This is a genomic window from Pseudomonas sp. MWU347 (assembly GCF_017947305.1).
GTDB classification, from domain to species: domain Bacteria; phylum Pseudomonadota; class Gammaproteobacteria; order Pseudomonadales; family Pseudomonadaceae; genus Aquipseudomonas; species Aquipseudomonas putida_A.
Map to the genome: position 1 here is coordinate 121,779 of NZ_JAFGZB010000005.1, position 20,011 is coordinate 141,789.

The 20,011-nt window shown below is 58.9% G+C and carries 16 protein-coding genes and 1 pseudogene; 13 read left to right on the forward strand and 4 right to left on the reverse strand.

Annotated elements, in window-relative coordinates; all coding sequences use genetic code 11:
- Positions 1 to 792: 792 nt before the first annotated feature.
- Both clpA and clpS read right to left on the reverse strand, forming a co-directional pair.
- Positions 793 to 3,063 carry an ATP-dependent Clp protease ATP-binding subunit ClpA gene (gene clpA / locus KCG87_RS12505; RefSeq protein WP_210557674.1) on the reverse strand — a complete coding sequence of 757 codons (2,271 nt, stop codon included), beginning with the start codon at positions 3,061 to 3,063 and terminating at the stop codon, positions 793 to 795.
- A 30-nt stretch (positions 3,064 to 3,093) separates the two neighbouring features.
- On the reverse strand, positions 3,094 to 3,477 hold the full coding sequence (gene clpS / locus KCG87_RS12510) for an ATP-dependent Clp protease adapter ClpS (protein WP_098968154.1): 384 nt from the start codon (positions 3,475 to 3,477) through the stop codon (positions 3,094 to 3,096).
- A gap of 224 nt (positions 3,478 to 3,701) precedes the next feature.
- On the opposite strand from clpS, the gene KCG87_RS12515 reads away from it, so the two are divergent.
- On the forward strand, positions 3,702 to 3,983 hold the full coding sequence (locus tag KCG87_RS12515) for a cold shock domain-containing protein (RefSeq protein WP_098968501.1): 282 nt from the start codon (positions 3,702 to 3,704) through the stop codon (positions 3,981 to 3,983).
- A 61-nt stretch (positions 3,984 to 4,044) separates the two neighbouring features.
- Here KCG87_RS12515 and icd read toward each other — a convergent pair whose 3' ends face one another.
- Entirely contained in the window at positions 4,045 to 5,301 is a 1,257-nt protein-coding gene (icd, locus tag KCG87_RS12520; protein ID WP_003223831.1) for an NADP-dependent isocitrate dehydrogenase, read from the reverse strand.
- 481 nt (positions 5,302 to 5,782) lie between these two features.
- On the opposite strand from icd, the gene KCG87_RS12525 reads away from it, so the two are divergent.
- A complete protein-coding gene (locus KCG87_RS12525; protein ID WP_210557672.1) occupies positions 5,783 to 8,008 on the forward strand; it encodes an NADP-dependent isocitrate dehydrogenase in 2,226 nt (741 codons plus the stop codon).
- 69 nt (positions 8,009 to 8,077) lie between these two features.
- On the opposite strand, the pseudogene KCG87_RS27455 reads toward KCG87_RS12525, so the two are convergent.
- Positions 8,078 to 8,203 (reverse strand): annotated as a pseudogene (locus tag KCG87_RS27455) (metal ABC transporter ATP-binding protein); the annotation flags it as partial.
- A gap of 2 nt (positions 8,204 to 8,205) precedes the next feature.
- Here KCG87_RS27455 and KCG87_RS12530 point away from each other — a divergent pair.
- The 11 genes from KCG87_RS12530 to nuoC all read left to right on the forward strand — a co-directional run bounded on the left by KCG87_RS12530 (position 8,206) and on the right by nuoC (position 20,009).
- Entirely contained in the window at positions 8,206 to 8,652 is a 447-nt protein-coding gene (locus KCG87_RS12530; RefSeq protein ID WP_098968152.1) for an NUDIX hydrolase, read from the forward strand.
- Between the two features lie 59 nt (positions 8,653 to 8,711).
- Complete coding sequence (gene mnmA / locus KCG87_RS12535; protein ID WP_096795638.1) at positions 8,712 to 9,836, forward strand: tRNA 2-thiouridine(34) synthase MnmA; 1,125 nt, start codon at positions 8,712 to 8,714, stop codon at positions 9,834 to 9,836.
- A complete protein-coding gene (hflD, locus tag KCG87_RS12540; protein ID WP_003223824.1) occupies positions 9,833 to 10,456 on the forward strand; it encodes a high frequency lysogenization protein HflD in 624 nt (207 codons plus the stop codon). Before mnmA ends, hflD begins: the two co-directional genes overlap by 4 nt.
- Positions 10,457 to 10,583: 127 nt before the next feature.
- Positions 10,584 to 11,954, forward strand: a complete 1,371-nt coding sequence (gene purB, locus KCG87_RS12545) for an adenylosuccinate lyase (RefSeq protein ID WP_210557671.1) — start codon at positions 10,584 to 10,586, stop codon at positions 11,952 to 11,954.
- Between the two features lie 86 nt (positions 11,955 to 12,040).
- Positions 12,041 to 13,213, forward strand: a complete 1,173-nt coding sequence (locus KCG87_RS12550) for a cupin domain-containing protein (protein ID WP_003223820.1) — start codon at positions 12,041 to 12,043, stop codon at positions 13,211 to 13,213.
- Entirely contained in the window at positions 13,206 to 13,631 is a 426-nt protein-coding gene (locus tag KCG87_RS12555; protein WP_210557669.1) for a GNAT family N-acetyltransferase, read from the forward strand. Before KCG87_RS12550 ends, KCG87_RS12555 begins: the two co-directional genes overlap by 8 nt.
- 243 nt (positions 13,632 to 13,874) lie before the next feature.
- Complete coding sequence (locus KCG87_RS12560) at positions 13,875 to 14,612, forward strand: secretin N-terminal domain-containing protein (RefSeq protein WP_134786003.1); 738 nt, start codon at positions 13,875 to 13,877, stop codon at positions 14,610 to 14,612.
- Between the two features lie 473 nt (positions 14,613 to 15,085).
- Entirely contained in the window at positions 15,086 to 16,411 is a 1,326-nt protein-coding gene (gene aceA, locus KCG87_RS12565; protein WP_003223815.1) for an isocitrate lyase, read from the forward strand.
- 642 nt (positions 16,412 to 17,053) lie between these two features.
- A complete protein-coding gene (locus KCG87_RS12570) occupies positions 17,054 to 17,467 on the forward strand; it encodes an NADH-quinone oxidoreductase subunit A (RefSeq protein WP_003223812.1) in 414 nt (137 codons plus the stop codon).
- A 10-nt stretch (positions 17,468 to 17,477) separates the two neighbouring features.
- On the forward strand, positions 17,478 to 18,152 hold the full coding sequence (locus tag KCG87_RS12575) for an NADH-quinone oxidoreductase subunit B (protein ID WP_003223809.1): 675 nt from the start codon (positions 17,478 to 17,480) through the stop codon (positions 18,150 to 18,152).
- A gap of 72 nt (positions 18,153 to 18,224) precedes the next feature.
- Positions 18,225 to 20,009: an NADH-quinone oxidoreductase subunit C/D gene (gene nuoC, locus KCG87_RS12580; RefSeq protein WP_003223807.1), complete on the forward strand. Its 1,785-nt coding sequence runs from the start codon at positions 18,225 to 18,227 to the stop codon at positions 20,007 to 20,009.
- The last annotated feature ends 2 nt before the right edge of the window (positions 20,010 to 20,011 follow it).

A 20,011-nucleotide genomic window follows, 5' to 3' on the forward strand; every position in this document is an offset into this window, starting at 1 on the left:
TTCCGCCCTTACGGCGGGTCACTTTTTCCAAACGCCGAAAAAGTAACCAAAAAGGCTACCCCCGGCGTACGGCACTTCGCTGAGGCTCAGTGTTCCCTCGCTACGGTGCCCATCAGGGGGCATCGCCTCCGGTTTGCTTCGCTGCACCTCCTCTCGATGGATGCGGCTTCGCCGCATGGCGCTGCGCGCCCACCCCCCTGATGGACACCTACGCTCGGCCTGCCGAAGGGGTTGAAGATCAAAAGCCACATCAAAAGCCAAAGCCAAAGCAGATCAAAAGATCACAGCCTTCGGCAGTTCCTACATGGGATTGGGTGTTTTCATTTGGAGTTTGGTCGGCTGGCAGGCCGCCATCGCCAGCAGGCTGGCTCCTACAATTCAGAGAGCGTGCAACCCTGCGGCGAAGCCGCCCCACTCAACACGATGAGCGTTAGCTCGAGTACCGCTTTTGATCTCAGGGCCCGTCGGCAGGCTGAGTGGAGGGATTTATCCGGGGTGGGAGCGCAGCGACCGTTTGGCGCAGCCAAACACAGCGAGAGGAGGTGCAGCGAAGCAAACCGTAGGCGCTGCCCCCCGGATGAATCCCGCAGCGAAGGAACCCGAGCCTAAGCGAGGGCCGAACGTCAGGGTAAAGCCCTTTTGGTTACTTTTGGGGCGTTTGCCAAAAGTGACCCGCCGTCAGGGCGGAACCCTAGGCGGCCGTTACCGCAGCAACGGATATACACCCAAAAACCCCAGACAACAAAAAAGGCGCCCGAAGGCGCCTTTCGCTTTACAACAGACCAACAACCGTCAGGCCATCTCCGCCGTAGTTTCGAAGTCAAACGTCAACTCACCATCCTTGATGTCGATGTGCACCACACCGCCATGCTCGGCCAGCTCGCCAAACAGAATCTCCTCCGCCAGCGGACGCTTGATCTTGTCCTGGATCAGACGCGCCATCGGACGTGCGCCCATCGCCGAGTCATAACCACCGGCCGCCAGCCAACTGCGCGCCGCATCGGTAACCTCCAGCAACACACGCTTGTCTTCCAGCTGCGCCTGCAGTTCGGTAAGGAACTTGTCCACCACGCTTTTGATGACCTCATGGCTGAGGCGACCAAACTGAATGATGGTGTCCAGACGGTTACGGAACTCCGGCGTGAAGCTCTTCTTGATCACTTCCATCGCATCAGACGAGTGGTCCTGATGGGTGAAACCGATCGAAGCACGCGCCGCGGTTTCGGCACCGGCGTTGGTGGTCATGATCACGATCACATTGCGGAAATCCGCCTTGCGCCCGTTGTTGTCGGTGAGCGTGCCGTGGTCCATCACCTGCAGCAGCAGGTTGAAGACTTCCGGATGCGCCTTCTCGATTTCATCGAGCAGCAATACGCAGTGCGGTTGCTTGGTGATCGCTTCGGTCAACAGACCGCCCTGATCAAAGCCGACATAGCCCGGAGGCGCACCGATCAGACGCGATACGGTGTGGCGCTCCATGTACTCGGACATGTCGAAGCGCACCAGTTCGATACCCAACGCCTTGGCCAGTTGCCGCGCGGCCTCGGTTTTACCGACACCGGTAGGACCTGCGAACAGGAACGAGCCGACTGGCTTGTCAGGCGACTTGAGCCCGGCACGGGACAGTTTGATCGCGGTCGACAGCGAATCGATCGCCGCATCCTGACCAAACACCGTCAGCTTCAGGTCGCGCTCCAGGTTACGCAGCAATTCCTTGTCGGAGCTGGTGACGTGTTTTGGCGGAATCCGCGCGATCTTCGCCACAATGTCTTCAACCTGCGGCACTTCGATGCGTTTGACGCGCATCTCGACCGACTGCAGGCGCTGATAGGCACCCGCCTCGTCGATCACGTCGATGGCCTTGTCCGGCATATGCCGGTCATTGATGTAGCGCGATGCCAGCTCGGCAGCAGCGCGCAACGACTCATCGCTGTATTCGATGTTGTGGTGCTGTTCGAAACGCCCTTTCAGGCCGCGCAGGATACCGATGGTGTCTTCCACCGACGGCTCGACAACATCGACCTTCTGGAAGCGTCGTGCCAGCGCACGATCCTTCTCGAAGATGCCACGGAATTCCTGGAACGTGGTCGAGCCGATGCAGCGAATGTCGCCAGACGACAGCAGCGGCTTGAGCAGGTTCGAGGCATCCATCACGCCACCGGACGCAGCACCCGCACCGATGATGGTGTGAATCTCGTCGATGAACAGGATCGCCTGCGGACGTTTTTTCAGTTCATTGAGCAGCGCCTTGAAGCGCTTCTCGAAATCACCGCGATACTTGGTGCCTGCGAGCAGTGCACCGAGGTCGAGCGAATAGACGACGCTGTTGGCCAGCAGATCCGGCACCTGGTTGTCGACAATGCGCTTGGCCAGGCCTTCGGCAATCGCGGTTTTACCCACACCTGCCTCGCCGACCAGCAACGGATTGTTCTTGCGCCGACGCGCGAGAATCTGCGCGACACGCTCGACTTCCATCTCGCGGCCGACCAGCGGGTCGATCCGACCCTGGCGCGCGAGTTCGTTGAGATTGCTGGCATAAGCATCCAGCGGATTGCCTGAAGAAGAAGACTCACCGCCCTCGTCGTCCTGCATATCTTGTTCACCTTCAGAGTGATCGCCGTGCCCTGGCACTTTGGAAATGCCGTGGGCGATGTAATTGACGACATCAATGCGCGCAACGCTCTGCTGTTTCAGCAGGAATACGGCCTGACTCTCTTGCTCACTGAAGATTGCAACCAGCACGTTGGCGCCGGTTACTTCGCGTTTGCCCGAGCTCTGCACATGAAAGACAGCACGTTGCAGTACACGCTGGAAGCCCAGGGTTGGCTGGGTTTCGCGATCTTCGTCGTGGACGGGGATCAATGGCGTGGTGGAGTCGATGAACTCCTGCAGGTCGTGCTTGAGTTTGTCGAGGTTTGCGCCGCAGGCACGCAATACGGTGGCGGCAGCCTCATTGTCCAATAGGGCCAGCAGCAGGTGTTCGACGGTCATGAATTCATGACGCTTCGAACGAGCCTCCTTGAAGGCAAGATTGAGGGTGACTTCGAGCTCGCGGTTTAACATAGCTTCACCTCATACCCAAGTGGTCGGCGATTAACCGTCCTTCTCGATTTCACAGAGTAGCGGATGCTGGCTTTCCCTGGCGTACTGGTTGACCTGCATGGCCTTTGTCTCGGCGATGTCGCGGGTAAACACTCCACATACTGCCCGTCCTTCTGTGTGAACGGCCAGCATGACCTTGGTCGCCAGCTCGCGATTCAGGTTAAAAAACACCTCGAGCACTTCGACGACGAAATCCATCGGTGTGTAGTCATCATTGAACAAAACCACCTTGTACATCGGCGGCGCCTGTAACGCAGGCTTTGCTTCCTGAACAGCAACGCCTGCCGAATCGTCGTCGTGCTCCTGTGGATGATCCTTTTGGAGAAGCGGGCGATCCTGATTGAATGTTAGTCGAATCTGGCTGATTGCATGCATGGAAAGAAAGGTTCGTCAGTTGTGCAAATACAGTGGTGGGGGCGGCTGTACACCTTTTCAACTCCGACTGCCCGGTCACCTTGACTATCGGGAAAACGGTGTTACAACCAATAGAGCCCACAGTGGGTAAAAAAGATCCGCGGAGTCAATCCTTTTAACGGATTAGATTGCGGATGTCCTGGATGATACTCCAGCGATGGAGTCTGTTGCAGAGGGATTTGAGCATGGCTGTCGGCAAGGTCAAGTGGTTCAACAATGCCAAGGGATTCGGCTTCATCAATACCGATGCCCGGGAAGGACGTGACGAGGACGGCAAAGAGGTCGATTTCTTTGCCCACTACTCGGCCATTGAGATGGACGGGTATAAAACTCTCAAGGCCGGGCAGATCGTCAGTTTCGACATCGTCCAGGGGCCCAAAGGCCTGCACGCGGTAAAGATCAAAGCGGCAACCGTGGCAGGCGAAGCGGCTATGCATGCCCCTCATACAGAAACGGTATCAGGCTGACTCAACCGCCACCCAGTCATGAAAAAACCGCCCGAAGGCGGTTTTTTTGTACCTGCACGATTTACATGTGCTTGATGATCGCCTCACCAAAGCCCGAAGAAGACACCAGCGTGGCGCCTTCCATCAGACGTTCGAAGTCATAGGTCACAGTCTTGGCCTTGATGGCGCCGTTCGTGCCCTTGATGATCAGGTCAGCTGCTTCGGTCCAGCCCAGATGACGCAACATCATCTCGGCCGACAGAATCACCGAACCCGGGTTGACCTGGTCCTTGCCGGCGTACTTCGGCGCGGTACCGTGGGTCGCCTCGAACATGGCCACGGTGTCGGACAGGTTGGCGCCCGGCGCGATACCGATACCGCCCACTTCCGCCGCCAGGGCGTCGGAGAGGTAGTCACCGTTGAGGTTCAGCGTGGCGATTACGTCGTACTCGGCTGGACGCAGCAGGATCTGCTGAAGCATGGCGTCGGCGATGGCGTCCTTGACGATGACTTCACGGCCGGTTTTCGGGTTCTTGAATTTCATCCATGGGCCGCCATCGAGCAGCTCGGCGCCGAATTCTTCCTTCGCCACCTCGTAGCCCCAGTCCTTGAAGGCACCTTCGGTGAATTTCATGATGTTGCCCTTGTGCACGATGGTCAGCGACTTGCGGTCGTTGTCCACCACGTATTGCAGGGCCTTGCGCACCAGACGTTTGGTGCCTTCCTTGGAAACAGGCTTGATGCCGATACCGCAATCCTGGTCGAAACGGATCTTGGTGACGCCCATTTCTTCTTTCAGAAACTTGATGACCTTGGTGGCCTCAGGGGAGCCGGCCTTCCATTCGATACCGGCATAAATGTCTTCCGAGTTCTCGCGGAAAATCACCATGTCGACGTCGCCAGGCTTTTTCACCGGGCTCGGCACACCTTCGAACCACACCACGGGACGCAGGCAGACATAAAGGTCGAGTTGCTGGCGCAGGGCCACGTTGAGGGAGCGGATGCCACCACCGACCGGGGTGGTCAGCGGGCCCTTGATAGAGACCACGTAATCCTTGACGGCGTCCAGGGTTTCCTGGGGCAACCAGGTGTCCTGGTCATAGACTTGAGTCGCTTTTTCGCCAGCATAAACCTCCATCCAGGAAATCTTGCGCTTGCCCCCGTAGGCCTTGGCCACGGCAGCATCAACCACTTTGATCATCACCGGGCTGACGTCGACGCCAATGCCGTCACCTTCGATGAAGGGGATGATCGGGTTATCAGGAACATTGAGAGAATGGTCTGCATTGACGGTGATTTTGTCGCCGACGGCTGGAACCTGAATCTTCTTGTAACCCATGCTGAACTCCATTGTTTGGATTGAACATCTGGCTTGGTTCGAGCGTAACCCAGTTAAATCAACACGCAAACCCTCTGTTCACGGCGCGGGCACATCTGGTTTCGTACAACCCTGAAAGCAAAGGGAAAAGCGCCAAACTCAAGCATTCACAGCGACTCTACGCCCCACCCGCCCCTGCGACCTTTAGACCAATGGACGAGAATCGTTGCATATGAACCATCGGCAGATTGCCAGCTACCTATGTATAATGCCGCCCGCTGACCAAAGGGTCACGACGGCTGGCCTCTCTAGCACGAGACTTTCCGCCTGATTGGTCGGGTTGTTACCGCAGTCCGACTGCTTGACGCTCTACTGATGCACCCAACATCACCGCGAAGAATCTCGACATTCGGTTCATGGATGACTTTGAACGAACGCGCTTACCCGGCGCCCCTCGAGTTTCTGCGCACGCTTTAGCAAAGAAGAGAGAGTTAATCCGAATATGCCCACCCGCTCGAAGATCATCTATACCTTCACCGACGAAGCTCCAGCCCTCGCCACCTATTCCCTGCTGCCGATCATCGAGGCTTACACCGCCTCGGCCGATATCGCCGTGGAAACCCGCGATATCTCTCTTGCAGCACGCATCCTGGCCAGCTTCCCCGAGCAACTGGGCGACAAAGCCGTAGCCGACCACCTCGCCGAACTGGGCGACCTGGCCGTTACGCCTGAAGCCAACATCATCAAGCTGCCGAACATCAGTGCTTCGGTGCCTCAGCTGCAAGCGGCGATCAAAGAGCTGCAAGCCCAGGGTTACAACCTGCCGGACTACCCGGAAACCGTGACCAACGACGCCGAAAAAGAAGCCAAGGCGCGTTACGACAAGGTCAAGGGCAGCGCCGTGAACCCGGTTCTGCGTGAAGGCAACTCCGACCGCCGCGCTCCGCTGTCGGTAAAAAACTACGCCCGCAAGCACCCGCACAAAATGGGCGCCTGGGCCAAAGACTCCAAATCCCACGTCGCTCACATGAGCACCGGCGATTTCTACGGCAGCGAAAAAGCTGCCCTGATCGACGCCGCTGACGCTGTGAAAATCGAGCTGATCGCCAAAGACGGCACCGCAACCGTCCTGAAAGAAAAAACCAGCGTTCAGGCTGGCGAGATCCTCGACTGCGCCGTGATGAGCAAAAACGCCCTGCGCGCGTTCATCGCCGCTGAAATCGACAGCGCCAAGGCGCAAGGCGTACTGCTCTCGGTGCACCTGAAAGCGACCATGATGAAGGTCTCCGACCCGATCATGTTCGGCCAGATCGTTGCCGAGTTCTATAAAGACGCCCTGACCAAGCACGCTGACGTGCTGGCCCAGATCGGCTTCAACCTGAACAACGGCATCGGTGATCTGTACGCGCGCATCAAGGCCCTGCCGGCCGAGCAGCAAGCACAGATCGAAGCTGACATCGCGGCGGTCTACGCTGCTCGCCCATCGCTGGCGATGGTCAACTCCGACAAGGGCATCACCAACCTGCACGTGCCGAGCGACGTCATCGTCGACGCCTCGATGCCAGCAATGATCCGTGACTCCGGCAAGATGTGGGGCACCGACGGTCAGCTACACGACACCAAGGCAGTGATCCCGGATCGTTGCTACGCAACCATCTACCAGGCTGTGATCGAAGATTGCAAAGCCAATGGCGCGTTCGATCCGACCACCATGGGCAGCGTGCCAAACGTTGGCCTGATGGCGAAGAAAGCCGAAGAGTACGGTTCGCACGACAAGACCTTCCAGATCAAGGCTGACGGCGTGGTTCGCGTCACCGACAGCAAGGGCAACCTGCTGATGGAACAGGCTGTCGAAGCCGGCGACATCTTCCGCATGTGCCAGACCAAAGATGCGCCGATCCAGGACTGGGTCAAACTGGCTGTCAACCGTGCTCGCGCCAGCAGCACCCCGGCGATCTTCTGGCTGGACCCGATGCGCGCCCACGACGGCGTAGTGATCGAGAAGGTTCAGGCTTACCTGAAGGATCACGACACCACTGGTCTGGATATCCAGATCATGGCGCCGGTCGATGCCATGAAGTACACCCTGCAGCGCACCCGCGAAGGCAAGGACACCATCTCGGTGACCGGCAACGTACTGCGCGACTACCTGACCGACCTGTTCCCGATCATGGAACTGGGCACCAGCGCCAAGATGCTGTCGATCGTGCCGCTGATGAACGGCGGTGGCCTGTTCGAAACCGGCGCCGGCGGTTCGGCGCCGAAGCACGTGCAGCAACTGGTTGAAGAGAACTTCCTGCGCTGGGATTCGCTGGGCGAATTCCTGGCTCTGGCAGCGTCCCTTGAGCATTTGGGTGTGAACTACAACAACCCGAAAGCGCTGGTTCTGTCGAAAACCCTGGATCAGGCCACCGGTCAGTTCCTCGACAACAACAAGTCGCCATCGCGCAAAGTCGGCAACATCGACAACCGCGGCAGCCACTTCTATCTGGCGATGTACTGGGCTCAGGCCCTGGCCGCCCAGACCGAAGACGCTGCACTGCAAGCGCAGTTCGCGACCCTGGCCAAAACCCTGACCGAGAACGAGGCGACCATCGTTGCCGAGCTCAACGCTGTGCAGGGCAAGCCAGTGGACATCGGCGGTTACTACCACGCCGATGCCGAGCTGATCAGCAAGGCCATGCGCCCAAGCGCAACCTTCAACGCGGCGATTGCTGCGCTGGTTTAAGGTTGTAATGCTGTAAAGAAGCCCCGGCCTAGTGCCGGGGTTTCTATTTCCGAACACAACACAAAACCCCTGTGGGAGCGGGCTTGCTCGCGAATGCGGTTTATCATTCAACATCGTCATTGACTGACCCACCGCTTTCGCGAGCAAGCTCGCTCCCACAGGGGATTGGGGTTTAACCAATAGATTGAGGAAGATTTATGGAATGGCTCCCCCACATCACCGTCGCCACCATCGTCGAAGACAACGGCCGTTTCCTGATGGTCGAAGAGCACAAAGCCGGGCGTAATGTGCTCAACCAGCCAGCCGGCCACCTGGATCCGAACGAGACCCTGATCGACGCCGCCATCCGCGAAACCCTTGAGGAAACCGGCTGGGACGTCGAACCCACCGGCGTGATCGGCATTTATCTGTATACCGCGCCGAGCAACGGCGTGACGTATCAACGCGTGTGCTTCAACGCCAAAGCGGTGAAACACCACCCCGACTATCAACTGGACGACGGCATCGTCGGCGCCAAGTGGTTGACCCGTAGCGAATTAATCGCTCAGCGCGACAACTGGCGCAGCGAGCTGATCATCCGCTGCATCGACGACTATCTGGCCGGTCATCACTTCAGTCTCGAACTGATCCGCCCTTCTCTTTAGCCTTGAGGCCGTGAGCCTGCTAGAATCGCGTCCTTTTTCAAGACACTCATTGAATCCCTATGCGTGATCCAGCCCCTTCTGACACATCCAAGAAGCGCGTCATTGTCGGCATGTCCGGCGGCGTGGACTCTTCCGTTTCCGCTCTCCTGCTGATCGAGCAGGGTTACGAGGTGGAAGGCCTGTTCATGAAGAACTGGGAAGAAGACGACGGAACGGAATACTGCACCGCCATGGACGACCTGGCGGATGCCCAGGCCGTGTGCGACAAGATCGGCATCAAGCTGCACACTGCCAACTTCGCCGCCGAGTACTGGGACAACGTGTTCGAGCACTTCCTGGCCGAATACAAGGCCGGTCGCACGCCGAACCCGGACATCCTGTGCAACCGCGAGATCAAGTTCAAGGCGTTCCTCGACTACGCCATGATGCTTGGCGCCGACCTGATCGCCACCGGCCACTACGTGCGCCGTCGCGACATCGATGGTCGTACCGAACTGCTCAAGGGCCTCGATCCGAACAAGGACCAGAGCTACTTCCTGCACGCTGTCGGCGGCGAACAGATCGCCAAGACCCTGTTCCCGGTCGGTGAACTGGAAAAGCCCGAAGTGCGCGCCATTGCCGAGAAATACGAGCTGGCGACCGCCAAGAAGAAGGATTCCACCGGGATCTGCTTCATCGGCGAGCGACGTTTCAGCGACTTCCTCAAGCAATACCTGCCGGCACAACCGGGCGAGATCAAGACCACCGAAGGCGAAGTCATCGGCCGTCACCACGGCTTGATGTACCACACCATCGGTCAGCGTCAGGGCCTGGGCATTGGTGGCCTGAAAGATGCCGGCGACGAGCCGTGGTACGTGCTGCGCAAGGATCTGGACAGCAACGAGCTGATCGTCGGCCAGGGCAACAACCATCCGTGGCTGTTCTCCAGCGCCCTGCTCGCTTCGGAAATCTACTGGGTCAATCCGATCGACCTGAGCCAGCCGCTGCGCCTGACCGCCAAAGTGCGTTATCGCCAGAGCGATCAGGCTTGCACCCTGGAAAAAACCGAAAACGGCTACCGCGCCGTGTTCGACGAACCGCAACGCGCGGTAACCCCGGGTCAGTCCGTGGTGTTCTATGACGGTGAAATCTGCCTCGGTGGCGGCGTGATCGAAGTGGCCGAGCCGTGGAGCGGCCAGGCATGAGCCCGACTCAGGAGCAACTGACGGCGCTGGGTGGCGTGTTTCTCGCCGCGGTGCTGGTCGACCGCATCGCCAAGACCGGCCAGACCAGCGAGGCCGGCCTGAGCTGCATGCTCGGCAGCCTGCTGGTACGCGACCCGAAGGACACACTGGACGTGTACGGCGGCGACGACCTCAATCTGCGCGAGGGTTATCGGGCATTGATCGGTGCTCTCGAGCGCGACCCGAGCACCCTGCAGCGCGAGCCGCTGCGCTACGCCCTGTCGATGCTCGGCCTGGAACGCCAACTGGCCAAACGTGACGATATGCTCGACACCATTGGCAAGCGCCTGCCGCAGATCCAGTCGCAGGTCGAACACTTCGGCCCGGCCCACGAAAACGTGATCGCCGCCTGCGGTGCGCTGTATCAGGACACCCTGAGCACCCTGCGCCAGCGGATTCAGGTGCATGGCGACATGCGCAACCTGCAGCAACCAAGCAACGCCTCGAAGATCCGCGCCCTGCTGCTGGCCGGCATCCGTTCGGCACGCCTGTGGCGACAGCTCGGCGGCCACCGCTGGCAGTTGGTGATCAGCCGGCGCAAGCTGCTCAAAGAGCTGTATCCGTTGATGCGCAGCGAGTAAATCGTCGCGCAATAAAAGTTTTGTAGTCTGTAGCGCGTAATACGCCGGTCAGTTGGCAACGGACCGGCGGATTTTTTCATGTATGATACGCGCCCCATTTCGTTGCCCGACTGTCCGAGAACACCCCATGCAGCTCTCTTCGCTCACTGCGGTTTCCCCTGTTGACGGCCGCTACGCCGGCAAAACCCAGGCCCTGCGCCCGATTTTCAGCGAGTACGGCCTGATCCGTGCCCGCGTCCTGGTTGAAGTGCGCTGGCTCCAGCGCCTGGCCGCCCACGCCGGTATCCCGGAAGTGCCAGCCTTCTCCGCCGAGGCCAACGCCGTTCTCAATGAACTGGCTGAAAACTTCTCGCTGGAGCACGCTGAGCGCGTCAAAGAGATCGAGCGCACCACCAACCACGACGTCAAGGCGATCGAATACCTGCTCAAGGAGCAGGCGGTCAAGCTGCCGGAGCTGGCCAAGGTCAGCGAATTCATCCACTTTGCCTGCACCAGCGAAGACATCAACAACCTGTCCCACGCCCTGATGCTGCGCGAAGGCCGTGACGACGTGATGCTGCCGCTGATGCGCCAGACCGCCAACGCGATCCGTGAACTGGCGATCCGCTTCGCCGACGTGCCGATGCTGTCGCGCACCCACGGCCAACCGGCCTCCCCGACTACCTTGGGTAAAGAGCTGGCGAACGTGGTTTACCGTCTCGAGCGTCAGATCGCTCAAGTCGCTGCCGTGCCGCTGCTGGGCAAGATCAATGGCGCCGTAGGCAACTACAACGCGCACCTGTCGGCCTACCCGCAGATCGACTGGGAAGCCAACGCCCGCGCCTTCATCGAAGACGAACTGGGCCTGGGCTTCAACCCGTACACCACGCAGATCGAACCGCATGACTACATCGCCGAGCTGTTCGACGCGATCGCGCGCTTCAACACCATCCTGATCGACTTCGACCGTGACATCTGGGGCTACATTTCCCTGGGTTATTTCAAACAGCGCACCATCGCTGGCGAAATCGGTTCGTCGACCATGCCGCACAAGGTCAACCCGATCGACTTCGAAAACTCCGAAGGCAACCTGGGCATCGCCAACGCACTGTTCCAGCACCTGGCGAGCAAGCTGCCGATCTCCCGCTGGCAGCGCGACCTGACCGACTCCACCGTACTGCGCAACCTCGGTGTGGGCTTCGCTCACAGCGTGATCGCCTACGAAGCCAGCCTCAAAGGCATCAGCAAGCTTGAGCTGAACGCCGACAAGATTGCTGCCGATCTGGACGCTTGCTGGGAAGTATTGGCCGAGCCGATCCAGACCGTGATGCGCCGCTACAACATCGAAAACCCGTACGAAAAGCTTAAAGAACTGACCCGCGGCAAGGGCATCAGCCCGCAAGCGCTGCAGACTTTCATCGACGGCCTGGACATGCCAGCCGAAGCGAAAGCCGAGCTGAAACAGCTGACCCCGGCCAACTACATCGGTAACGCTGTAGCGCAAGCCAAACGCATCTGATTCACCGCTTGACCCGTTTGAGACGCCCGGCCGCGCCGGGCGTTTTTATTCCCGTCTGAAAAATGCTTTTTTTCAATAGGTTACACATGAATCCTGATACTCCTCTTCAACTTTTGGGCGGTCTCACGGCGCGCGAATTCATGCGCGATTACTGGCAGAAAAAGCCGCTGCTGATCCGTCAGGCCATCCCTGACTTCGAAAGCCCGATCGACGCCGACGAACTCGCCGGCCTGGCCCTGGAAGAAGAGGTCGAGTCGCGCCTGGTGATCGAGCACGGCGAGCGCCCGTGGGAGCTGCGTCGCGGCCCGTTCGCCGAAGACGAATTCAGCAAGCTGCCGGAAAAAGAGTGGACCCTGCTCGTTCAGGCCGTTGATCAATTCGTCCCGGAAGTCAGCGAGCTGCTGGAAAACTTCCGCTTCCTGCCGAGCTGGCGCGTCGATGACGTGATGATCAGCTTCGCCGCCCCGGGTGGCAGCGTCGGCCCGCACTTCGACAATTACGACGTGTTCCTGCTGCAAGGCCACGGCCAGCGCAACTGGAAAATCGGCCAGATGTGCGACTCCGAGAGCCCGCTGCTGCAACACGCGGATCTGCGCATCCTCGCCGAATTCCACGAAACCGAAGAATGGGTGCTGGAACCGGGCGACATGCTCTACCTGCCGCCGCGCCTGGCCCACTGTGGTGTTGCCGTCGACAACTGCATGACCTACTCGGTTGGCTTCCGCGCCCCGAGCGCCTCGGAAGTACTGACCCACTTCACCGACTTCCTCAGCCAGTTCCTGACTGACGAAGAACGCTACACCGACGCCGATGCGAAACCGGTCAGCGATGATCCGCATCAGATCCAGCACGACGCACTCGGCCGCCTGAAAAGCCTGCTCGCCGAGCACATGAGCGACGAGCGCCTGCTGCTGACCTGGTTCGGCCAGTACATGACCGAGCCGCGCTACCCGGAACTGGTGGTTGGCCCGGAAGACGTTGAAGAAGATGACTTCCTCAACGCTCTGCAGGACGGTGCGGTGCTGATCCGCAACCCGAGCGCGCGCCTGGCCTGGTCGGAAGTCGATGACGATCTGCTGCTGTTCGCCAGCGGCCAGAGCCGTTACCTGCCGGGCAAGCTGCGCGAGCTGCTGAAGATGATCTGCGCCGCCGATGCGCTGCACGTCGACAACCTCGGCGAGTGGCTGAACGACGAAGACGGTCGCGGCCTGCTGTGCGAACTGGTCAAACAAGGCAGCCTGGGATTTGCCGATGAATAAGATTCGCGTACGTGTCGCAGACTGGCAAAAGGACAACGCCGAGATCCGGCGCATTCGTGAAACGGTGTTCATCGCCGAACAATCGGTGCCACCCGAGCTTGAATGGGATGCCGATGACGCGACCGCCGTGCATTTTCTGGCGTTCGAAGGCGACTTTCCGATCGGCACCGCCCGCCTGCTGCCCGACGGGCACATTGGTCGGGTTTCGGTGTTGAAGGACTGGCGCGGCATGAAGGTGGGCGATGCGCTGATGCAAGCGGTCATCGCCGAAGCCGAAGCCCGCGGCCTGAAAGAGCAGATGCTCAGTGCGCAGGTACAGGCCACGGCGTTCTATGAGCGTCTGGGCTTCAGACTGGTCAGCGAGGAATTTCTCGAAGCCGGGATTCCGCATGTCGATATGGTTCGCCATTCGGCCTGAGACCGCGGCGCGGCTTTCGCGAGCAAGCTCGCTCCCACAGTTGATCTGCAGCAGACACAGATTGTGTGTCAGACAGAGATTCAATGTGGGAGCGAGCTTGCTCGCGAAGAGGCCAGCAAGAACACCACAAAACGCCCCGACATCAACCGATGCCGGGGCGTTTTGCTGTCTACGATTCAACTTGCCCCACCCCGGGCCGACAAACTGGCAATATCAAGCCTTTCGAAAGCGGAGATAACGGACATGTCCCTACGCACCCTGCTCACCACCCTGCTGCTCGGTTGCAGTTTTTCGGTGATGGCAGCCACAGAAATCGTGCCTCTCAACTACCGCACCAGCGCCGACATGTTGCCGATGGCGCAAGACTTTATCGGCAAGGATGGCCAGGTCAGCGCCTATGGCAACCAACTGATCATCAAGGCCGAGCCGGACAAGATTCAGGAACTCAAAGCGCTGATCACCCAGCTTGACACTGCGCCCAAGCGCCTGCTGATCACGGTCGACACCAACGAAAACAACCAGCAGAACACTGGCGACCAACAGACCCGGATCATCAACTACAGCACCGCCAGCCGTGACGGCGGCATCCAGCAGATTCAGGCCAGCGAGGGCGCGCCGGCGCTGATCCAGGTCGGCCAAAGTGTGCCGATCACCAGCAGCCAGACCAACTCCTACGGCGACTACAGTAGCCAGACCCAATACCGCAACGTCACTCAAGGCTTCTACGTCACCGCCAGCGTCACCGGCGACATCGTTCATCTGGCAATCAGTACCAACCGTGACCGCATGAGCCAGGAACGTCCCGATGTAGTGAACGTGCAAAGTACCGACACAACGGTCAGCGGACGCCTGGGCGAATGGATCACCCTCGCCGGCGTAAATCGCCAGACTCAGGCCGACAAACAGGGCCTGACCCGCAGCTACTCGACTCAAGGCCGAGATGACATGACTTTACGGGTCAAAGTCGACGCCCTGGACTAAAGCACCGAAAACTGACTGATTAGTCGTATTAGACGAAAGATGTAGTGCTTGAAAAAAAGCACTACAAAACGTTTGACGGGTTAAAAAAGCGAAGGCATGATGGCCTCGCTCCCGCTAATCAGAGGCCCTGGCAAGGGCCTTCGAAGCGATGTTCGCACCTACCCCGCGAACCGCTTCGTGTCTGTACCGCCCACAAGGTGTGTTTGACGAGGTTGCCGACTGGAACGAAGTTGTCCCGAGGGACGGAAGCGTAATTAGGTAACCCGGCTTCACGCTGTAGACCGTATAAAGGCCCACGACGCCCGAATGCGCCCGCAGTCCGCCACTACCTGCTCACTTCCCCTCGAGCCCATCGTTCATCCCGTCGCCTCCCCCGCCGAATCCGACTTGACCACCTAAGCTTCTGGTCAGCGAGCGCAGGAATTTTCCACCGCAGAACAACTTTTCATAAAGACGCGACGAGGTTTATCTCCATGGCACTGACACGCGAACAGCAAATTGCAGCCCTTGAAAAAGACTGGGCTGAAAACCCGCGCTGGAAAGGCGTGACTCGCACTTATTCCGCTGCTGACGTCGTCCGTCTGCGTGGCTCGGTTCAACCTGAGCACACCTTTGCGAAAATGGGCGCCGAGAAGCTGTGGAACCTGGTGACCCAGGGTGCCAAGCCGTCCTTCCGCCCAGAGAAAGATTTCGTCAACTGCATGGGCGCCCTGACCGGTGGCCAGGCTGTTCAGCAGGTCAAGGCCGGTATCCAGGCGATCTACCTGTCGGGCTGGCAAGTGGCTGCGGACAACAACTCCGCAGAATCGATGTACCCGGACCAGTCGCTGTACCCGGTGGACTCGGTGCCAACCGTGGTCAAGCGCATCAACAACTCGTTCCGTCGTGCTGACCAGATCCAGTGGAAGGCCGGCAAGAACCCGGGCGACGAAGGCTACATCGACTACTTCGCGCCAATCGTGGCTGACGCTGAAGCCGGTTTCGGCGGCGTACTGAACGCCTACGAGTTGATGAAGAGCATGATCGAAGCAGGCGCCGCCGGCGTGCACTTCGAAGACCAACTGGCTTCCGTGAAGAAGTGCGGCCACATGGGCGGCAAGGTATTGGTTCCAACTCAGGAAGCCGTACAGAAGCTGACCGCTGCTCGTCTGGCGGCTGACGTTGCCGGCACGCCGACCATCATCCTGGCGCGTACCGACGCCAACGCGGCTGACCTGCTGACTTCGGACTGCGATCCGTACGACCAGCCGTTCGTGACAGGCGAGCGTACTCAGGAAGGCTTCTACAAGGTACGTGCCGGTCTGGATCAGGCGATTGCCCGTGGCCTGGCCTACGCACCGTACGCCGACCTGATCTGGTGCGAAACCGCCAAACCGGATCTGGAAGAAGCCCGTCGCTTCGCTGAAGCGATCAAGAAGGAATACCCGGACCAACTGCTGTCGTACAACTGCTCGCCTTCCTTCAACTGGAAGAAAAACCTGGACGACGCGACCATCGCCAAATTCCAGCGCGAACTGTCCGCCATGGGCTACAAGCACCAGTTCATCACCCTGGCCGGCATTCACAACATGTGGCACAGCATGTTCAACCTGGCGCACGACTACGCCCGCAACGACATGACTGCCTACGTGAAGCTGCAAGAGCAGGAATTCGCTGACGCCGCCAAGGGTTACACCTTCGTGGCTCACCAGCAGGAAGTGGGCACCGGCTACTTCGACGACATGACCACCGTGATTCAGGGTGGCTCGTCCTCGGTGACCGCGCTGACCGGTTCGACCGAAGAAGAACAGTTCCACTGATTCGGCTTCGCTGAGCAAACGGCCTTTGCGGATCGTATAGAAAGCTAACCGCAAAGCCGCAAGACTGACGCCCCGACTGGTTCGGGGCGTTTTTTTTTGCGCGCCGATTCCCCAAACACCACAAAACCCCTGTGGGAGTGAGCCTGCTCGCGATAGCGGTTTGTCAGCTAGCACATGTATGAATGACCCACCGCTATCGCGAGCAGGCTCACTCCTACAGGGATGGACGTCGCTCGGACAAAAACATTGATCCAGAGCGGTACCAACGCCAGAAAAATCAGCTAAAACGGGCGCCACCGCTACTTGCAGTAACAGGCATATAAGACAACTTTCTGTTTACTGCGCCGCTAAACAGTTACAAAACCACTCCAAACGATATCAATTATCATTTAGCCGCAACTATGTTCGTTACATTCCCTACAAAACATTATTTGCATAAACCCGGCTAATGCCCGCAACGCATGGGCTGCAGGGCATTGGAGGTACGCTATGTCCTTATTCCAATAAATAATTTCGCTATAGGAATTTTACTTGCCGGGTGTTTAGCCATAAAATCAGCGCGATTGATTGCTGCGACATATCGTCACTGCCTATTTCTTTATCAAGCTCAGAGACCTTTGCTCTCTGTTAAGGATTACCAGCATGCCCGAAGCGACAGGACTCATGGCCCACAACTGGGGCTTTGCCATTTTCCTTCTGGGTGTCGTCGGCCTGTGTGCCTTCATGCTTGGCGTCTCCAGCCTCCTCGGGTCAAAAGCCTGGGGCCGCAGCAAAAACGAACCGTTCGAGTCCGGCATGCTACCTACAGGTGGCGCCCGCTTGCGGCTCTCAGCCAAATTCTATCTGGTCGCGATGCTGTTCGTGATCTTCGATATCGAAGCCCTCTTTCTCTTTGCATGGTCTGTGTCCGTCCGCGAAAGCGGCTGGACCGGATTCGTCGAAGCTCTCGTTTTCATAGCAATTCTGTTGGCAGGTCTTGTCTACCTGTTCCGAGTGGGCGCCCTTGACTGGGCTCCGGAAGCTCGTCGCAAGCGGCAGGCGAAGCTGAAACAATGAGGCTTTGGCAATGCAATACAATCTCACCAGAATCGACCCCGATGCTCCTAACGAGCAATATCCGATCGGCGAACGGGAAACCGTTTCCGATCCGTTAGAGGATCAAGTTCACAAAAACATTTTCATGGGCAAGCTCGAAGACGTGCTGAGTGGCGCGGTCAACTGGGGGCGTAAAAACTCCCTGTGGCCGTACAACTTCGGCCTTTCGTGCTGCTACGTGGAAATGACCACCGCCTTCACGGCGCCCCACGACATCGCGCGCTTTGGCGCCGAAGTTATCCGGGCATCACCGCGTCAGGCCGACTTCATGGTTATCGCCGGTACCTGCTTCATCAAGATGGCGCCGATCATTCAGCGTCTCTACGAGCAGATGCTCGAGCCTAAGTGGGTTATCTCCATGGGTTCGTGCGCCAACTCCGGTGGCATGTACGACATCTACTCCGTGGTTCAAGGGGTGGACAAGTTCCTGCCCGTGGACGTCTACGTACCTGGCTGCCCGCCTCGTCCAGAAGCATTCCTTCAAGGCTTGATGCTGTTGCAGGAATCGATTGGACAGGAGCGTCGTCCGCTTTCCTGGGTCGTTGGCGACCAAGGCGTTTATCGCGCCGACATGCCTTCGCAAAAGGAACAGCGCCGCGAACAGCGAATCGCAGTCACCAACCTGCGCAGCCCTGACGAAGTCTGATCCAGTCTGTTCTTACAAAGAAACGAGAAGCTGGCTTCATTCTTTACGTTGACCGAAAGCGAAAAAATAACCATGACTACAGGCAGCGCTCTGTACATCCCGCCTTATAAGGCAGACGACCAGGATGTGGTCGTCGAATTGAACAACCGTTTTGGCGCCGAAGCGTTCACCGCTCAGTCGACCCGCACCGGCATGCCGGTGCTGTGGGTGGCGCGCGCCAGACTTGTCGAAGTCCTGACCTTCCTGCGCAACCTGCCCAAGCCGTACGTCATGCTCTATGACCTGCACGGCGTGGATGAGCGTCTGCGCACCAAGCGTCAAGGGCTGCCATCGGGCGCCGACTTCACCGTGTTCTATCACCTCATGTCGCTTGAGCGTAATAGTGACGTGATGATCAAAGTCGCCTTGTCCGAAAGCGACCTGAGCTTGCCGACCGTCACCAGCATCTGGCCGAACGCCAACTGGTACGAGCGTGAAGTCTGGGACATGTTCGGCATCGACTTCAAAGGCCACCCACACCTGTCGCGCATCATGATGCCGCCGACCTGGGAAGGTCACCCGCTGCGCAAGGACTTCCCGGCGCGCGCCACCGAATTCGATCCGTTCAGCCTCAACCTCGCCAAGCAGCAGCTTGAGGAAGAAGCCGCGCGCTTCCGTCCTGAAGACTGGGGCATGAAGCGTTCCGGGGCCAACGAGGACTACATGTTCCTCAACCTGGGCCCGAACCACCCTTCGGCGCACGGTGCGTTCCGCATCATTCTGCAACTCGATGGCGAAGAGATCGTCGACTGCGTACCGGACATCGGTTACCACCACCGTGGTGCCGAGAAGATGGCCGAGCGTCAGTCCTGGCACAGTTTCATTCCGTACACCGACCGTATCGACTACCTCGGCGGCGTGATGAACAACCTGCCGTACGTGCTCTCGGTCGAGAAGCTGGCCGGCATCAAAGTGCCGGAGAAAGTCGACGTCATCCGCATCATGATGGCCGAGTTCTTCCGGATCACCAGCCACCTGCTGTTCCTGGGTACCTACATCCAGGACGTTGGCGCCATGACCCCGGTGTTCTTCACCTTCACCGACCGCCAGAAGGCGTACACGGTGATCGAAGCCATTACCGGTTTCCGTCTGCACCCGGCCTGGTACCGCATCGGTGGCGTCGCCCACGACCTGCCGCGCGGCTGGGACAAACTGGTGAAAGACTTCGTTGAGTGGCTGCCAAAGCGCCTCGACGAGTACACCAAGGCTGCCCTGCAGAACAGCATCCTCAAAGGCCGGACCATCGGCGTCGCCCAGTACAACACCAAAGAAGCCCTGGAATGGGGCGTCACCGGTGCCGGCCTGCGTTCGACCGGTTGCGACTTCGACCTGCGTAAAGCGCGCCCATACTCCGGCTACGAGAACTTCGAGTTCGAAGTACCGCTGGCCGCCAATGGCGATGCCTACGATCGCTGCATGGTCCGCGTCGAAGAGATGCGCCAGAGCATCAAGATCATCGACCAGTGCATGCGCAACATGCCGGAAGGCCCGTACAAGGCGGATCACCCGCTGACCACGCCGCCGCCGAAAGAGCGCACGCTGCAGCACATCGAAACCCTGATCACGCACTTCCTGCAAGTTTCGTGGGGTCCGGTCATGCCGGCCAACGAATCCTTCCAGATGATCGAAGCGACCAAGGGCATCAACAGTTATTACCTGACGAGCGACGGCGGCACCATGAGCTACCGTACCCGGATCCGTACTCCGAGCTTCCCGCACCTGCAACAGATCCCTTCGGTGATCAAAGGCAGCATGGTCGCGGACTTGATTGCGTATCTGGGTAGTATCGACTTCGTTATGGCCGACGTGGACCGCTAAGC

Excerpts from the sequence above, each read along its gene's own strand:
- KCG87_RS12525 (WP_210557672.1), top strand. The coding sequence starts at position 5,783 with ATGCCCACCCGCTCGAAGATCATCTATACCTTCACCGACGAAGCTCCA.
- KCG87_RS12555 (WP_210557669.1), top strand. The coding sequence starts at position 13,206 with ATGAATAAGATTCGCGTACGTGTCGCAGACTGGCAAAAGGACAACGCC.
- aceA (WP_003223815.1), top strand. The coding sequence starts at position 15,086 with ATGGCACTGACACGCGAACAGCAAATTGCAGCCCTTGAAAAAGACTGG.
- KCG87_RS12560 (WP_134786003.1), top strand. The coding sequence starts at position 13,875 with ATGTCCCTACGCACCCTGCTCACCACCCTGCTGCTCGGTTGCAGTTTT.
- mnmA (WP_096795638.1), top strand. The coding sequence starts at position 8,712 with ATGCGTGATCCAGCCCCTTCTGACACATCCAAGAAGCGCGTCATTGTC.
- KCG87_RS12575 (WP_003223809.1), top strand. The coding sequence starts at position 17,478 with ATGCAATACAATCTCACCAGAATCGACCCCGATGCTCCTAACGAGCAA.
- KCG87_RS12570 (WP_003223812.1), top strand. The coding sequence starts at position 17,054 with ATGCCCGAAGCGACAGGACTCATGGCCCACAACTGGGGCTTTGCCATT.
- clpA (WP_210557674.1), bottom strand. The coding sequence starts at position 3,063 with ATGTTAAACCGCGAGCTCGAAGTCACCCTCAATCTTGCCTTCAAGGAG.
- clpS (WP_098968154.1), bottom strand. The coding sequence starts at position 3,477 with ATGCATGCAATCAGCCAGATTCGACTAACATTCAATCAGGATCGCCCG.
- hflD (WP_003223824.1), top strand. The coding sequence starts at position 9,833 with ATGAGCCCGACTCAGGAGCAACTGACGGCGCTGGGTGGCGTGTTTCTC.
- KCG87_RS12530 (WP_098968152.1), top strand. The coding sequence starts at position 8,206 with ATGGAATGGCTCCCCCACATCACCGTCGCCACCATCGTCGAAGACAAC.
- KCG87_RS12515 (WP_098968501.1), top strand. The coding sequence starts at position 3,702 with ATGGCTGTCGGCAAGGTCAAGTGGTTCAACAATGCCAAGGGATTCGGC.
- KCG87_RS12550 (WP_003223820.1), top strand. The coding sequence starts at position 12,041 with ATGAATCCTGATACTCCTCTTCAACTTTTGGGCGGTCTCACGGCGCGC.
- nuoC (WP_003223807.1), top strand. The coding sequence starts at position 18,225 with ATGACTACAGGCAGCGCTCTGTACATCCCGCCTTATAAGGCAGACGAC.
- purB (WP_210557671.1), top strand. The coding sequence starts at position 10,584 with ATGCAGCTCTCTTCGCTCACTGCGGTTTCCCCTGTTGACGGCCGCTAC.
- icd (WP_003223831.1), bottom strand. The coding sequence starts at position 5,301 with ATGGGTTACAAGAAGATTCAGGTTCCAGCCGTCGGCGACAAAATCACC.